Source organism: Caulobacter sp. (assembly GCF_017744445.1).
Lineage (GTDB): Bacteria > Pseudomonadota > Alphaproteobacteria > Caulobacterales > Caulobacteraceae > Caulobacter.
Genome location: NZ_JAGIBH010000023.1, coordinates 1 through 12201 on the forward strand (window position 1 = coordinate 1; position 12201 = coordinate 12201).

The following is a 12201-nucleotide window of genomic DNA, read 5'->3' on the forward strand; positions in this document are numbered from 1 at the left end:
GTGTCGTTCTTGTCGACGATGGCGGGAGCCGGAGCTTCAGCGGGAGCAGGCGCGGCGGCCGGCGCCGGCGCAGCCTCGGCGGGCGCGGCGGCGGCGGGAGCCGCGGCGGCCGGCGCGGGCGCGGCCTCCTGGGCGAAGGCGGTCGCGCCCAGCGGCGCCCCCGCCAGGGTCGCGGCGAGCATGAGCCCGGCCAGCGGTTTGAAGGTGAGTTTCATCGTCGGTATCCCCTTTTCCCGATGCTTACAGAGCGGCCGAGCCGGTTTCGCCGGTGCGGATGCGGACGGCTTCTTCGACGTTGAGGACGAAGATCTTGCCGTCGCCGATCTTGCCGGTGGCCGCGGCGGCCTTGACCGCCTCGACGGCCTTGGCGGCGGACGCGTCGTCCACGACCGCTTCGAGCTTCACTTTCGGCACGAAGTTCACTTGGTATTCCGCGCCACGATAGATCTCGGTCTGGCCCTTCTGGCGGCCGTAGCCCTTCACTTCCGAAACCGTCAGGCCTTCGACGCCGGCGGCGACGAGCGACTCGCGCACCTCGTCCAGCTTGAAGGGTTTGACGACCGCTATGATCAGTTTCATCCGCCTTGCTCCGACCCGCGTCGCCACGGGCTTTCTTTGCTTGGTTGTCGGAAGCGTTAGAGAGAGCGCCCCCAGTTTGATCACCGCCGACGCCGCCACTACGCGCTGCATCGTTTCCCCGGCGATGGCCACGCTATCGGCGACGGTTCCGTGACGTGTCTCGCGCACAAGGTTTTGGAAACGAATTGGGCGAGGCGCCTAAAATCTGCGCACTCGACGCCTCATCTGCGTCAGAAATTGGCGATTTTGCCCAACGGGAGGGTGGTGGCGCAGGGGGCGCCCCTTGTCCTAGTTTGCCGGAATCCTACCGCCCAGCTTTGGAGCCCGCGCCATGCCGCCCCTCGTTATGAAGATCGCGCCCTGGGTGCTGCTGGTGATGTCCAACGTCTTCATGACCTATGCCTGGTACGGTCACCTGAAGGGCAAGCCGATGGCGCTGCCGATCGCGATCCTGTCCAGCTGGTTGATCGCGCTGCCCGAATACATGCTAGCCGTTCCGGCCAATCGCATCGGACACAATGTGTATTCGACAGCGCAGTTGAAGGTCGGACAGGAATTCATCACCTTGCTGGTCTTCATCCTGTTCTCATATTTCTATCTTGGCGAGGCGATTAAATGGTCGACCATTGCCGGCTTCGCGCTGATCGTCGCCGGCGTAGCGGTCGTGTTCTATTTTCGGTGAAGCTTTGAGGTGATCACGAGCCCGTGATCGCGGAACCGAGTCCCCGGTCCGGGCGTACACCGCTCGAACCGAGAGGAACTCGACCATGAACACCAAGCGTCTCCTGACCGCCGCCGCGGCTATCGCCCTGCTGGCCGGCGCCGCTCAAGCTCAAGACATGTCGGCTCCGGCTGCGGCGCCCGCCACGCAGGCGCCGGCGGCTGCCTCGCCCGTCGTGGCCAAGGGCGACCTGATCGACACCGCCACGGCGTCGGGTCAGTTCTCGACCTTCCTGAAGGCCGTCGGGGCGGTGAACCTGACCAGCGTCCTGAAAACCAATCAGAACCTGACCCTGTTCGCCCCCACCGACGCGGCCTTCGCGGCCCTGCCGGCCGGCGAGCTGGACAAGCTGATGCTGCCGGAAAACGGCCCGATGCTGCAGAAGGTGCTGACCTATCACCTGATCAACGCCAAGGTGGACTCCACCAAGATCAAGGGCGCCAAGGGGGAAGTGAAGAGCGTCGAGGGCTCGTCGCTGCTGCTGGACGGCTCGGGCGCGACCCCGATGGTCGACGGCGCCACGATCACCCAGACCGACGTCATGGCCAGCAACGGCGTGCTGCACGTGGTCGACAAGGTGCTGATCCCCAAGGACGTGCCCGGCCTGCAAGCCTCGGCCGCGCCCGCCGCGACCGACGCCGGCGCGACCATGAACGTGGCGGCCAACGAGCAGATGGCGCCGGCGGCTCCGGCCGACCAGGCGGCCCCCGCTGCCATGCCGGCTGACTCCACCCAGGCCGCACCGACGACCGCCACCGACATGGCCGCCGATCCGGCCGCTTCGCCGAGCGCGACCTCGGCCCCGGCCTCGGGCGTCAACACCTCGGGCGTCGTGCCGGTCTCGTCGCAGTCGCCGGACGCCCAAGCCTCGCTGAAGGCTGGCGACCCCAATGTCGTCTCCAACCCGCCGGTGGCCGACACCCCGGAAAACCGCGCCAAGTACGGCAAGCCGATGTCGAACGCCGGCAAGCGCACGGCGCCGAAGGGCAACTAAGCCCTTTTACGCTTCGGACTTCGCTTGAAGCAGCAGTCGGCGGGCCCTATGGTCCGCCGACTTTTTTCTAGGCCTGCTTCGATAGATGTCGCGCGAAAAACCCAAGTCCTTCCAAAGCCTGATCCTGACGCTTCACAACTACTGGGCCGAGCAGGGTTGCGTGATCCTGCAGCCGCATGACGTGGAGGTGGGAGCAGGGACCCTGCACCCGGCCACGGTGCTGCGCGCCCTGGGCCCCAAGCCCTGGAACGCGGCCTATGTGCAGCCCTCGCGCCGCCCCGGCGATGGGCGCTATGGCGAGAACCCCAATCGCCTGCAGCACTATTACCAGTACCAGGTGATCCTGAAGCCGAACCCCGAGAACATGCAGGACCTGTACCTGGGTTCGCTGGAAGCGATCGGCCTGGATTTGCGCACCCACGACATCCGCTTCGTCGAGGACGACTGGGAGAACCCGACCGTCGGGGCCTGGGGCCTGGGCTGGGAAGTCTGGTGCGACGGCATGGAAGTGTCGCAGTACACCTACTTCCAGCAGGTGGGCGGCCTGGACGTCTCGCCGGTCGCCGGCGAGCTGACTTATGGTCTGGAACGCCTGGCCATGTACGTGTTCGGCGTCGACAACGTCTATGACCTGCCGTTCAACGACCCGGACTCAGCCCTGGGCGCGACGACCTATGGCGACGTGTTCCTGGAGAACGAGCGCCAGCAGTCGGAAGCCAACTTCCACGGCTATGACGTGTCGGTGCTCAAGCAGCAGTTCGAGCAGATGGAAGCGCAGGTGCCGCTGATGCTGGCCCGCTCCTACCAGGGCAAGGCCTTGGTGCTGCCCGCCTACGACATGGTCCTCAAGGCCAGCCACCTCTTCAACCTGATGAACGCCCGCGGCGCGATCGCCGTCGCCGAGCGCGCCAGCTACATCGGCCGCATCCGCGACCTTTGTAAGATGTGCGCCAGCGCCTGGGTCGAGCAGCAGGAAGCCGCGTAAAGTCTGATGCCCCAACTTCTCCTCGAACTGTTCTCGGAAGAGATCCCCGCTCGCATGCAGGCCCAGGCCGCCAAGGACCTGGAGCGCATGGCGCGCGAGCACCTGGCCGCCGCCGGCTTCCTGCCCGAGGCCCTGAAGACCTTCGCCGGCCCGCGCCGCCTGACCCTGGTGGCCGAAGGCCTGCCGCTGGCCCAGGCCGACCGCAAGGAAGAGCTCAAAGGGCCCCGCGTCGGCGCGCCGCCGCAAGCCATGGAAGGCTTCCTGCGCAAGGCCGGCCTGACGCAAGACCAGCTGGTCGAGCGCGACGGCGTCTACATGGCCTTCATCGAGAAGAAGGGCCGTCCGACGCCGGAGATCGTCGCCGAGATGGTCGAGGCCATCGTCCGCGGCTTCCCGTGGCCCAAGTCGATGATCTGGGGCACCAAGAAGCTGCGCTGGGTGCGTCCGCTGAAGCGGATCCTCTGCGTGCTGGACCGCGAGGTCGTGCCGTTCGCCATCGAGGGCATCCCGAGCGGCGACGTCACCGAGGGCCACCGCTTCATGGGTGAGGCCAAGCCGTTCGTGGCCAAGGACTTCGACGAGTACGCGGCGGGCCTGGAAGCCCACTACGTCGTGCTCGACGTCGAGGAGCGCAAGGAACGCATCCTCGAGGGCTGCAAGACCCTGTGCTTCGCGCGTCATCTCGAATTGGTCGAAGACCAAGGACTTTTGGAGGAAGTCGCGGGCCTGGCCGAATGGCCGACGCCGGTGCTGGGCGACATGGATCCGGTGTTCCTGAGCCTGCCGCCCGAGGTCATCCGCACCTCGATGCGCACGCACCAGAAGTACTTCGCCGTCCGCAAGGCCGGTGAGACGGGCCTGGCCCCGCACTTCATCACCATCGCCAACATCCAGGCGGCCGACGGCGGCGCGGTCATCGCGGCCGGCAACGCCAAGGTGTTGTCCTCGCGCCTGTCCGACGCCCGCTTCTTCTGGGACGAGGACGTCAAGGTCGGTTTCGAGCCGTGGCTCGAGAAGCTGAACGGCGTCACCTTCCACGCCAAGCTGGGCACCATGGCCCAGCGCGTCGAGCGCATCGTCGCCCTGGCTGGCGAGATCGCCCCGCTGGTCGGCGCCGATGTCGCCAAGACCAAGGAAGCCGCGCGCCTGGCCAAGGCTGACTTGGCCTCGCAGATGGTCGGCGAGTTCCCCGAGCTGCAAGGGATCATGGGCGGCTACTACGCCCGCCAGTTTGGCCTGGACGCCGAGGTCGCCGCCGCGATCGAAGGCCACTACAAGCCGCAAGGCCCCTCGGACGCCGTGCCGACCGCGCCGGTCAGCATCGCCGTGGCCTTGGCGGATAAGCTGGACACGCTGGTCGGCTTTTTCGCCATCGACGAGAAGCCGACGGGTTCGAAGGACCCCTATGCCCTGCGTCGCGCGGCGCTGGGCGTGATCCGGATCATCCTGGAGAACAACCTGCGCTTGTCGCTGGCCAAGTTCGGCAAGGACGACCTGATCGCCTTCTTCGCCGACCGCCTGAAGGTCACCCTGCGCGACCAGGGCAAGCGCCACGACCTCGTCGACGCCGTCTTCGCCCTGGGCGATGACGACCTGGCGCGCATCGTCGCGCGGGTCGAGGCCCTGGACGGCTTCTTGAAGACCGACGACGGCAAGAACCTGCTGGCCGGCTATAAGCGCGCTTCGAACATCCTCAAGGCCGAGGAGAAGAAGGGGGCTCTGCCGGTCGGGGCTCCGGAAGCCCCGACCGCCGACAGCGATGCGGAAGTCGGCCTCTACAACGCCCTGCGCCTGCTGGATAAGCCGCTGAAGGAAGCCCTGGCTCAGGAAGACTTCACCGGCGCCATGACCCAGCTGGCCGAGCTGCGCGGCCCGGTCGACGCCTATCTGGACGGCGTCTTCGTCAACGAGCCCGAGCACCGCGACAACCGCCTGAAGACCCTGGCCGCCGTGCGCGACGCCATGGGGCAGGTGGCGGACTTTGGCCTGATCGGGGGCTAAAACCACCCTCCGATCTTCCCGGCGAAAGCCGGGACCCAGATCAAATCAAGAGCGCCGTGCGGTTTCGCGCGGCGCTCTTTGCATTCACGGCTGAGGCTCAGGATGGATCTGGGCCCCGGCCTTCGCCGGGGAAACGGGGGAGGGGTTTCTAAGCCACCGCCGCGTCGAACTCGGCCTTCCAGTCGGCGAACTCCGCCCGATCATCCTGGTCCCACGGATGAAACCCCGGGCGATACCAGGCGAAATAGGTCTTCCAGCCCCGGCGGAAGAGGCCGGGCTTGCCCCACACGAACGCATTCACCGCCTTCAGCGCCTGCTTGGGCGTATAGCCGTCGGTCTCGAGCAGGTGGGCGGCGTAGCGGCAGATGTTGCGGGTGAACATGATGGTCACCAGGAACATCGCCCGGCAGCGCATGAAGTAGCGCCGGCGCGCGGTCCAGTCCTTGGTCGCGACCATGAAGACGTCGTAGGCGACCGCCTTGTGCTCGGTCTCCTCCATGGCGTGCCAGCGCCACAGCTTCTCGACCTCGGGATGGGCGCGGTCGAACAGGTCCTGATGGCGTACATGCATCTCGGCCATCATCGCCGTGAAGTGCTCCAGGGCGATGGTCGACAGCAGCATGCCCATCTTGCCGCGCTCGCGGGCCATCTTCACGCGGCCCTTCACGGTCTCTTCGATCTCGGCGACCGGGTAGCGCGTACGATCGATCAGGCTGTTCAGCTGATGGTGCTCGCGCGAGTGGATGGCTTCCTGGGCGATGAAGTTCTTGGCGTCGTCCAGCAGCTTGCCGGTCAGCAGGTGGCGGTAGTTGCGCACCGCGTCCATGAACAGTCGCTCGCCGTCGGGGAAGGTCAGGGACAGGGCGTTGAACACCGCCGTGCCGACGGGATCGCCGCCCAGCCAGTGACCTTTCTGCGCGTCGGCCAGGTCGAAACGGATGTCGCGCGGCGTGACATCCAGATCCGTGGGGGTGCTTTTCGTGTCGCTCATGGCGTTCTGCGCTCCGCCGGTTTAGGGCTGTCTCAGCCTCTTAATGGGCGCAGAGTGAGTTGTACTGACAAAAATGTCAATAGGGCCAGCCGCCGCTCCGAAGACCCGTGTCCGCCGCACGCCCGAGGCCGCGCGCGAGAACATCCTGGCCGCCGCCGAAGCGCTGCTGGTCGAGCAGGGCCCGCAGGCCATCAAGCTGGCCGATGTGGCCAAGGCCGCAGGCGTGGTCCACGCCAACGTCATCCACCACTTCGGCTCGATCGCGGGGGTCGAGACGGCGCTGATGGAGCGGATGATCCGGCAGCTGACCGACAAGGTTTTGGTGGCGCTGAACCAACCCGACGCGGTGCTGGGCGTCGGGGCCCAGGCCCTGTTCGACGCCTTCGAGGCCAAGGGCGCGGCGCGGCTGGCCGCCTGGCTGGAGCTGACCGGCGAGGGCGCGCGCATGACCCTGGTGCGCGAGGTGGTCGACGAGATCGTCCAGACTCGCCTGGCGCGCGACAGCGGCGTCGACCGCGACGCGGCGGTGGACTTCATCCTGCTGAACATCATTCTGGCGGTGGGGGTAGGGCTGTTTGGCCCGACGCTCAGCGCCCTGCTGGGCCGTCCGCCGGAGCGGGCGCGGGAACTGGCGCTGGAACTGATCGAAGGCCGGCTGACCGGCGCGCGTTGATCTTGGAGGGGTCCATGAAAGGTCTATTCGCTTGCGCCGTGGCGGCGCTGACGCTGATCGCCGCGCCGGCTCTGGCGCAACAAGCGCCGTCGGGGGCGCCGCCGGCCAGCTACTACGACAACACCGGCCGGGCCGACGCCTGGTCGGGCGGCGTGAAGATGGTCGACATCGACACGCCCAAGGGCAAGTTCCGGGTCTGGACCAAGCGGGTCGGCAACAATCCCAAGCTGAAGCTGCTGTTGCTGCACGGCGGTCCGGGCGCGACGCACGACTATTTCGAGGCGTTCGACAGCTACCTGCCGCGCGAGGGCGTCGAGTACATCTATTACGACCAGCTGGGCTCGGGTAACAGCGACAAGCCCGCTGACACCGATCTGTGGACCACCGAACGCTTCGTCGAAGAGGTGGAGCAGGTCCGCAAGAGCCTGGGCCTGACCAAGGACGACTTCTGCCTGCTGGGCCACAGCTGGGGCGGCATCCTGGCGATCGAATACGCCCTGAAATACCAGGCCAATGTCAAATGCCTGGTCATCTCGAACATGATGGCCTCGATCCCAGCCTACAACGCCTACGCCCAGAAGACCTTGATGCCGGCCATGGACCAGACGCTGCTGGCTGAGGTGAAGGCGCTGGAGGCGGCGGGCAAGACCAGCGACCCCCGCTACATGGAGATCCTGGTCCCGCTGCACTACGAAAAGCACATCCTGCGGCGGCCGCAGGCCGAGTGGCCCGAGCCCGTCGTGCGCTCGTTCGCGCATCTGAATGGCGAGCTCTACACCCTGATGCAGGGGCCCAGCGAACTGGGCGCCAGCGGTCGGCTGGAGAAGTGGGATCGGTTCGAGGACCTGGCCAAGATCAACGTTCCGACCCTGGTGGTTGCTGGCGCGTACGACACCATGGACCCGGCCTATATGTCGGCGATGGCCAAGAAGCTGCCCAAGGGCCAGTACGCCCTGATGCCGAACGGCTCGCACATGTCGATGTACGACGACCAGGCCAACTACTTCGCGGCGCTGGCGAAGTTCTTCAAGCCGCTGAAGTGAGCAGGGCGGGCAGCACCTGCTCGGTCAGCAGCGGCGCCAGGCGCAGGTCGCCGGGCGCGGCGGGATCGATCCAGGCCAGTTCCTCGATCTCGGCCCGCGCGGCGATCTCGCCCTCGACCGTGGCGAGGTAGGTCACCGACTGGACGGTGAAGCCGGCCTCGTTGGCGGCTGGGGCCGAGAAGTTGCCTAGCAGCTCGGCGCTGACCAGCCGGCAGCCCAACTCCTCATCCAGCTCGCGCGCCAAGGTGGTCAGGTCATCTTCGTCGCCGTCGCGCTTGCCGCCGGGCTTCATGAAGGTGCTCGTGCCCCGCTTGCGGACCAGCAGCATGCGGCCGTCCGCGTCGCGGATCACGGCGGTGACGATGTCGAGGACGCGGGTCATGCGAGGAGGGTAGCCGAGTCGCCGCAAGCATTTCCCCCAAACCCGATCATCCCCGCGAAAGCGGGGACCCAAGCTGACTTTCAGGATGAGGTAGGGCCGAGCGATGACCTTTTGACTCGGCTTGGGTCCCCGCTTTCGCGGGGATAGCCGGGTTTTTAATGTTCCACCGCCGCCAGGATGTGTTCGGCCAGCAGCTTCTCGGAGATCGCGTGCGGCTGGCGGACGCCGAAGTTGGCGGTGGTGATCACCGCCACCAGGTCCAGATCCGGCACGATCGCGACCTTCTGGCCGCCCGAACCGCTCATCAGCCAGGCCTTGTGGCCATTGAAGCTCTGCAGCCAGACCAGATAGCCGTAGTCGGTGTTCTCCCGCGCATTGGCGTGCGGCGTGACCGAGGCCTTCACGAAGTCGGCGGGCAGCACCTGCTTGCCCTCCCACTGGCCGCCATTGGCGTAGAGCTGGCCCAGCTTTAGCAGGTCGCGGCTGCGCAGGCCCAGGCCCCCACCGCCCATGGCCAGACCCAGCGGCGACATCTGCCACTTGGGGTTCTCGATGCCCAGCGGCTTGAACAGAACCTCATCGGCGAAGGCGGGCAGGGATTTCTGCACGGCGTTTTGGACCACTTGGCCCAGGGTCACGACGCCGGCGGTGCAGTAGCTGAAGCTGCGGCCATAGGGCGAGGCCTCGGGCTTGGGGCTCCACTCCGGGAAGCCGCGCACCGGCAGGTCCAGGTAGAAGCCGACCCAGTCCTCGATCAGGTACATCCGCTCCTCGTTACCGCGCGAGAAGGTGTTGTCGTCGTCGCACTCGGCGATGGAGCTCATGGTCAAGAGGTCCTCGACCGTGACCTTGTCCTTGCGCGGATCAGGATTGGCGGCTGGCGGGCGGCCCTTGAGGTAGGCCTTGATCGGCGCGTCGACGCTGGGCAGGGCGCCGCGCGCGATCGCGGCCCCGGCCAGCATGGCGGTGACGGTCTTGGTGACCGAGCGGGTGTTGCGGCGGGCTTCGGGACCGTCCTGGTCGTAATAGGCCTCGAACACCAGCTTGCCGTGGCGGGCGACCAGGACGCTGGTGATCTTCTGGAACTCGCCGGCCTTGATGGCGGTCGACATCGCCTCGAGCTTGGCGGCCGACAGGCCCTCGGCGGCGGGCGAGGCGGTGGTCCAGTCGGCGGCCTGGGCGGTGAGGGGTGCGAGCACGAGGGCGGCGGCGAACGCGAAGGCTTTCAAGGCGGGAACTCCACTGTGGTCGTCGCCGTCTAGGCGGTCGAAGGGGCCTCGTCTTGGATGCTTGAAACAATCGGCCGGCGGCCGCACAGCCGCGCGAACTCGCCGGGCGTGACGCCGTAAGCCTTCACGAACTGGCGATTGAGGTGGCTCTGGTCGCAGAAGCCCGAGGCCAGGGCGATCTCGCCGATCGGGTCGCGGCCGCGCATCAGCAGGTCGGCGGCGCGCTCCAGCCGGCGCGTGCGCAGGCGGTCGCCTGGCGCGGCGCCCAGCCACCGACGATAGCCGCGCGCCAGGTGGACCGGATGCACGCCGGCGACCTCGGCGAGGTCGGCGACGCTGATCGGCTGGTCGAAGCTGTCGGCCAGATAGGTCTCGGCGCGGTCCAGCCAGGAGGGGCGCTTGTCGCCGTCCGACACCGGCGTGATCGCCTGGGCGGCCAGCTCCAGGCTCAGGCCTTCCAGCGACAGCGGCTCGGCGTCGCGGGTGAGCAGCGAGCGGGTCAGGCGCAGGGCGGCACGGCGGGCGGGGGGGCCGGTCAGGCGCAGGGCGTCGATCGCCGCCCCGTGTCCGGCTTCGGCCAGGGCGCGCCAGTCGGCGGCGGCGAAGCTGACGGCCAGGAAGCAGCCGCCGCCATCGACGAAGCGATCACGGTGCACGACGCCCGGCGGGTTGTAGACCAGCACCGGACCTTCGGTTTCAGGCCCTGCGGCGGTGGTGATGTAGCGGCCGTGGGTAGCCAGCACGAAGTGAGCGTCGTCGTGGCTGTGCTCGTCGACGTGGTTGGCGCGGTTGGTGGCTTCCAGGTGCGCCAGGCGCACGCCCGGCAGTTGGCGCTCGACGGTGGGCGCGCCGTAGAACTGGCCTGGTCGAAAGGCAGTCCTCGGCGCGGCCATTTCCTAGCCCAGCTTCTCGGCGGCCCAGGGGGCGAAATAGGTGATGATCCCCGCCGCGCCCGCCCGCTTGAAGGCGGTCAGGCTTTCCAGGATGGCGCGGTCCTTGTCGATCCAGCCGTTCTGGGCGGCGGCCATGATCATCGCGTACTCACCCGAGACCTGGAAGGCGTAGGTCGGCATGCGGAACTCGTCGACCAGGCGGCGCAGGATATCGAGGTACGGCATGCCGGGCTTGACCATGACCATGTCGGCGCCCTCGGCGATGTCGAGCGCGACCTCGCGGATGGCTTCCTCGGTGTTGGCCGGGTCCATCTGGTAGGTCTTCTTGTCCCCCTGGCCGCCGGCCAGCTTCGCCGAGCCGATGGCGTCGCGGTACGGGCCGTAGAAGGCCGAGGCGTATTTGGCGGCGTAGGACATGATCATCACGTCCTGATGGTTGGCGCCTTCCAGCGCCGCGCGCAGCTTGCCGATGCGACCGTCCATCATGTCGGACGGGGCCAGGATGTCGGCGCCGGCTTCTGCTTGCATGACGCCCTGTTCGATCAGGCGCTCGATGGTCGGGTCGTTGAGGATCTTGCCGCCTTCGATCACGCCGTCATGGCCATGGTCGGTGAAGGGGTCCAGCGCCACGTCGCACATGATGCCGACCTCGGGGGCGGCGTCCTTCATGGCCTTCACGGCGCGGGGGATGACGCCATCCGGATCGGCGGCGATCGAGCCGGTCGCGTCTTTCCGGCTGCCGTCGATGTGCGGGAAGATGGCGATGGCCGGGATGCCCAGGTCGCGGGCGCGGACGGCGGCCTTGGCGGCTTCCTTGACGGAGAGGCGCTCGACGCCCGGCATCGAGGCGACGGGGATCGTACCTTCGTCCTCATGCACCACCATCGACCAGATCAGGTCGGACGGGCGGACCTCGCTCTCGCGGACGAGGCGGCGAGTCCAGTCGGCCTGGCGTACGCGGCGCAGGCGGGTGTGCGGATAAGGGGCGAGGGGCGGAACGGTCATGCGCCTGATGTCGCGCGAGTGGCCGCGCGAGGCAAGACGCCCGCCTCCTTAAGGTGGAAGTTTAGGGAGCGGCCCGCGAGGCCAGCACCGACGGACCTTCAATGCGGGTCCACAGCTGCGACTTGCACAGGAAGTTGCCGATCACGCAGCCCTTGGCGCGCATGGTCTTGGTGTCGACGATGTCGGCCGAGCCGACCAGGGTGACCTTCAGGGTCGGAACCCAGACGCGGCCCTTCAGCGAGCCGTCGTTTTGGGCTTCGAAGTCACGCAGCAGCTGCTTGCCGATCAGGGTGTCGGTGCCCGACTTGCGCGCATCGGCCTCGGCCTTGGGGCTGGCCCACACCACGACGCCGCAGGTGCTGGGGCCGCAGTCCTTGATCTCCAGATGCACGGAGTTCTTCGGATTGCGCCAGACGCCATACGAGCGCGAGATATCGCCGCCAGCGTAAGCCGGAGCGGTGGCCGCAGCCATTCCAAGGGCCACCGTCATGGCGGCAAGAGCAAGTTTCAGGAAACGCATAGTCGTTGATGCAGTTTTTTGTGTTTGAGAACGCCCAGACTCGAGTTTGGCCATTTGGAGTGAAAGGCGATGGTTATCAAGGGGGTGAGGCGCCGCAGGCTCTACACACCGTGTAACGGAGGATTTCAGGTCACACTAAACGGCGGCTGTGACACGCGTTGACAGCAGGCTTTCGGCGCGGCACG

13 protein-coding genes and 1 pseudogene are annotated in these 12201 nt (G+C 67.1%); 6 read left to right on the forward strand and 8 right to left on the reverse strand.

Annotated elements, in window-relative coordinates; all coding sequences use genetic code 11:
• Both J7528_RS22280 and J7528_RS22285 read right to left on the reverse strand, forming a co-directional pair.
• A pseudogene (locus J7528_RS22280) lies at nt 1-215 on the reverse strand (ammonia channel protein); the annotation flags it as partial.
• 25 nt (nt 216-240) lie between these two features.
• A complete protein-coding gene (locus tag J7528_RS22285; protein ID WP_291879143.1) occupies nt 241-579 on the reverse strand; it encodes a P-II family nitrogen regulator in 339 nt (112 codons plus the stop codon).
• A gap of 331 nt (nt 580-910) precedes the next feature.
• On the opposite strand from J7528_RS22285, the gene J7528_RS22290 reads away from it, so the two are divergent.
• The 4 genes from J7528_RS22290 to glyS all read left to right on the forward strand — a co-directional run bounded on the left by J7528_RS22290 (nt 911) and on the right by glyS (nt 5280).
• Nucleotides 911-1261 (forward strand): DMT family protein, encoded by a 351-nt coding sequence (locus tag J7528_RS22290; protein ID WP_291879146.1) that lies wholly within the window; start codon nt 911-913, stop codon nt 1259-1261.
• An 85-nt stretch (nt 1262-1346) separates the two neighbouring features.
• Nucleotides 1347-2294 (forward strand): fasciclin domain-containing protein, encoded by a 948-nt coding sequence (locus tag J7528_RS22295; RefSeq protein WP_291879148.1) that lies wholly within the window; start codon nt 1347-1349, stop codon nt 2292-2294.
• A gap of 85 nt (nt 2295-2379) precedes the next feature.
• On the forward strand, nt 2380-3279 hold the full coding sequence (locus J7528_RS22300) for a glycine--tRNA ligase subunit alpha (RefSeq protein ID WP_291879150.1): 900 nt from the start codon (nt 2380-2382) through the stop codon (nt 3277-3279).
• Between the two features lie 6 nt (nt 3280-3285).
• Complete coding sequence (gene glyS, locus J7528_RS22305) at nt 3286-5280, forward strand: glycine--tRNA ligase subunit beta (protein ID WP_291879152.1); 1995 nt, start codon at nt 3286-3288, stop codon at nt 5278-5280.
• Nucleotides 5281-5428: 148 nt separating this feature from the next.
• Here the strand turns inward: glyS and J7528_RS22310 are convergent, their stop codons facing one another.
• Entirely contained in the window at nt 5429-6271 is an 843-nt protein-coding gene (locus J7528_RS22310; protein WP_291879154.1) for a metal-dependent hydrolase, read from the reverse strand.
• A gap of 73 nt (nt 6272-6344) precedes the next feature.
• Between J7528_RS22310 and J7528_RS22315 the strand changes: the two genes are divergently transcribed.
• The gene (locus J7528_RS22315; RefSeq protein WP_291879156.1) at nt 6345-6944 is read left to right on the forward strand and encodes a TetR/AcrR family transcriptional regulator; all 600 of its coding nucleotides are present in this window, start codon (nt 6345-6347) and stop codon (nt 6942-6944) included.
• A 14-nt stretch (nt 6945-6958) separates the two neighbouring features.
• The gene (locus J7528_RS22320; RefSeq protein ID WP_291879158.1) at nt 6959-7987 is read left to right on the forward strand and encodes a proline iminopeptidase-family hydrolase; all 1029 of its coding nucleotides are present in this window, start codon (nt 6959-6961) and stop codon (nt 7985-7987) included.
• Here J7528_RS22320 and J7528_RS22325 read toward each other — a convergent pair.
• The 5 genes from J7528_RS22325 to J7528_RS22345 all read right to left on the reverse strand — a co-directional run bounded on the left by J7528_RS22325 (nt 7971) and on the right by J7528_RS22345 (nt 12016).
• A complete protein-coding gene (locus tag J7528_RS22325) occupies nt 7971-8369 on the reverse strand; it encodes an NUDIX domain-containing protein (protein WP_291879160.1) in 399 nt (132 codons plus the stop codon). The two genes, J7528_RS22320 and J7528_RS22325, sit on opposite strands and share 17 nt — an antisense overlap.
• Nucleotides 8370-8524: 155 nt before the next feature.
• Nucleotides 8525-9598, reverse strand: coding sequence for a serine hydrolase (locus J7528_RS22330; RefSeq protein ID WP_291879161.1), 1074 nt, complete (start codon nt 9596-9598; stop codon nt 8525-8527).
• Between the two features lie 29 nt (nt 9599-9627).
• The gene (locus J7528_RS22335) at nt 9628-10491 is read right to left on the reverse strand and encodes an AraC family transcriptional regulator (RefSeq protein ID WP_291879163.1); all 864 of its coding nucleotides are present in this window, start codon (nt 10489-10491) and stop codon (nt 9628-9630) included.
• 3 nt (nt 10492-10494) lie between these two features.
• Nucleotides 10495-11496, reverse strand: a complete 1002-nt coding sequence (gene hemB / locus J7528_RS22340; RefSeq protein ID WP_291879165.1) for a porphobilinogen synthase — start codon at nt 11494-11496, stop codon at nt 10495-10497.
• Between the two features lie 61 nt (nt 11497-11557).
• Nucleotides 11558-12016, reverse strand: coding sequence for a DUF2147 domain-containing protein (locus J7528_RS22345; protein WP_291879167.1), 459 nt, complete (start codon nt 12014-12016; stop codon nt 11558-11560).
• Nucleotides 12017-12201 lie beyond the last annotated feature (185 nt).

Coding starts and splice junctions, on each gene's coding strand:
- J7528_RS22285 (WP_291879143.1), bottom strand. CDS start 579: ATGAAACTGATCATAGCGGTCGTCAAACCCTTCAAGCTGGACGAGGTG.
- J7528_RS22290 (WP_291879146.1), top strand. CDS start 911: ATGCCGCCCCTCGTTATGAAGATCGCGCCCTGGGTGCTGCTGGTGATG.
- J7528_RS22295 (WP_291879148.1), top strand. CDS start 1,347: ATGAACACCAAGCGTCTCCTGACCGCCGCCGCGGCTATCGCCCTGCTG.
- J7528_RS22300 (WP_291879150.1), top strand. CDS start 2,380: ATGTCGCGCGAAAAACCCAAGTCCTTCCAAAGCCTGATCCTGACGCTT.
- glyS (WP_291879152.1), top strand. CDS start 3,286: ATGCCCCAACTTCTCCTCGAACTGTTCTCGGAAGAGATCCCCGCTCGC.
- J7528_RS22310 (WP_291879154.1), bottom strand. CDS start 6,271: ATGAGCGACACGAAAAGCACCCCCACGGATCTGGATGTCACGCCGCGC.
- J7528_RS22315 (WP_291879156.1), top strand. CDS start 6,345: ATGTCAATAGGGCCAGCCGCCGCTCCGAAGACCCGTGTCCGCCGCACG.
- J7528_RS22320 (WP_291879158.1), top strand. CDS start 6,959: ATGAAAGGTCTATTCGCTTGCGCCGTGGCGGCGCTGACGCTGATCGCC.
- J7528_RS22325 (WP_291879160.1), bottom strand. CDS start 8,369: ATGACCCGCGTCCTCGACATCGTCACCGCCGTGATCCGCGACGCGGAC.
- J7528_RS22335 (WP_291879163.1), bottom strand. CDS start 10,491: ATGGCCGCGCCGAGGACTGCCTTTCGACCAGGCCAGTTCTACGGCGCG.
- hemB (WP_291879165.1), bottom strand. CDS start 11,496: ATGACCGTTCCGCCCCTCGCCCCTTATCCGCACACCCGCCTGCGCCGC.
- J7528_RS22345 (WP_291879167.1), bottom strand. CDS start 12,016: ATGCGTTTCCTGAAACTTGCTCTTGCCGCCATGACGGTGGCCCTTGGA.